General features: G+C 64.0%; 1 protein-coding gene and 2 rRNA genes. All 3 read right to left on the reverse strand.

Annotated features, from left to right (window positions below):
* Window positions 1-112: 112 nt before the first annotated feature.
* Window positions 113-760 carry an HAD family phosphatase gene (locus tag ACH4KB_RS37890; protein ID WP_019328549.1) on the reverse strand — a complete coding sequence of 216 codons (648 nt, stop codon included), beginning with the start codon at window positions 758-760 and terminating at the stop codon, window positions 113-115.
* Window positions 761-823: 63 nt separating this feature from the next.
* Window positions 824-940, reverse strand: a 5S ribosomal RNA gene (rrf, locus tag ACH4KB_RS37895).
* A gap of 87 nt (window positions 941-1,027) precedes the next feature.
* Window positions 1,028-1,401, reverse strand: a 23S ribosomal RNA gene (locus ACH4KB_RS37900); the annotation flags it as partial.

Here is a 1,401-nt window from a genome sequence, read left to right on the forward strand (position 1 = left end):
CCTTGCCGCCCTGCCGCTGCCCATGTCCCGTGTACGTCGCCATGCCCTCAGCTTGGCGGCCGGGAGGGCACCCCCAGTAGAAACAAGCGTCCGGAACCACCCGGGACAAATGTCAGTGCGACAGCAGATCGGCCAGTTCTCCCATGTCCTGGAAGAGCCGGGTGGCTCCCGCCAGCTTCCCGGCGGGTGTCATCGCCGTGAACCCGTACACGTCCATCCCGGCCGCGACGGCCGCCCGCACTCCCAGTGGACTGTCCTCCACCACGACGCACCGCTCCGGAGCCACCCCCATCCGCTCCGCGGCGTGGAGGAACAGGTCCGGCGCCGGCTTCCCCCGCCCCACGTCCTCGGAGCTGAAGATCCGCCCGTCGTCGAACCACCGGTCCAGCCCGGTCCTGCGATGCCCGACCCGGATCCGCTCATGGCTTCCCGAGGACGCCACACAGTACGGAATCCCGTCCAGGGCGAGCTTCTCGAGCAGGGCCGCCACCCCCGGCACGGCCTCCAGGTCCTCCTCGAAGGCGGCGAACACCCGCCGGTGGAACACGTCGTCGAAGTCGGCGGGCAGCCGGCGCCCGGTCCGCTCCCGCACGAGGTCATGCACCCGGTGCATCGCGGCACCCATGTAATCCCGCAGGGAGTCCTCGTACGTCGTCGGGTGCCCCAGCTCGGTCAGGTAGCCGGCCAGCAGACGATTCGAGATCGGCTCACTGTCGACGAGCACACCGTCGTTGTCGAAGACCACCAAGTCATAACGCATACAAAGACCCTAAACGCAGAATGCCCCGCACCGTTCCCGGTGCGGGGCATTCTCGCAATAATTGTTCGGCGGCGTCCTACTCTCCCACAGGGTCCCCCCTGCAGTACCATCGGCGCTGTAAGGCTTAGCTTCCGGGTTCGGAATGTAACCGGGCGTTTCCCCTACGCTATGACCACCGAAACACTATGAAACTGACAACCGCACCGTCCGTGACCATGGACGGGGTTGTTCGTGGTTTCAGAACCAACACAGTGGACGCGAGCAACTGAGGACAAGCCCTCGGCCTATTAGTACCAGTCAACTCCACCGGTTACCCGGCTTCCATATCTGGCCTATCAACCCAGTCGTCTACTGGGAGCCTTACCCTCTCTAGGAGGTGGGAGTCCTCATCTCGAAGCAGGCTTCCCGCTTAGATGCTTTCAGCGGTTATCCCTCCCGAACGTAGCCAACCAGCCATGCCCTTGGCAGAACAACTGGCACACCAGAGGTTCGTCCGTCCCGGTCCTCTCGTACTAGGGACAGCCCTTCTCAAGACTCCTACGCGCACAGCGGATAGGGACCGAACTGTCTCACGACGTTCTAAACCCAGCTCGCGTACCGCTTTAATGGGCGAACAGCCCAACCCTTGGGACCGACTCCAG

The organism is Streptomyces sp. NPDC017520 (assembly GCF_044329855.1).
Taxonomy (GTDB): domain Bacteria; phylum Actinomycetota; class Actinomycetes; order Streptomycetales; family Streptomycetaceae; genus Streptomyces.

What these genes read in the sequence shown, in the direction of transcription:
- ACH4KB_RS37890 (WP_019328549.1), bottom strand. Translation starts at nt 760, where the DNA reads ATGCGTTATGACTTGGTGGTCTTCGACAACGACGGTGTGCTCGTCGAC.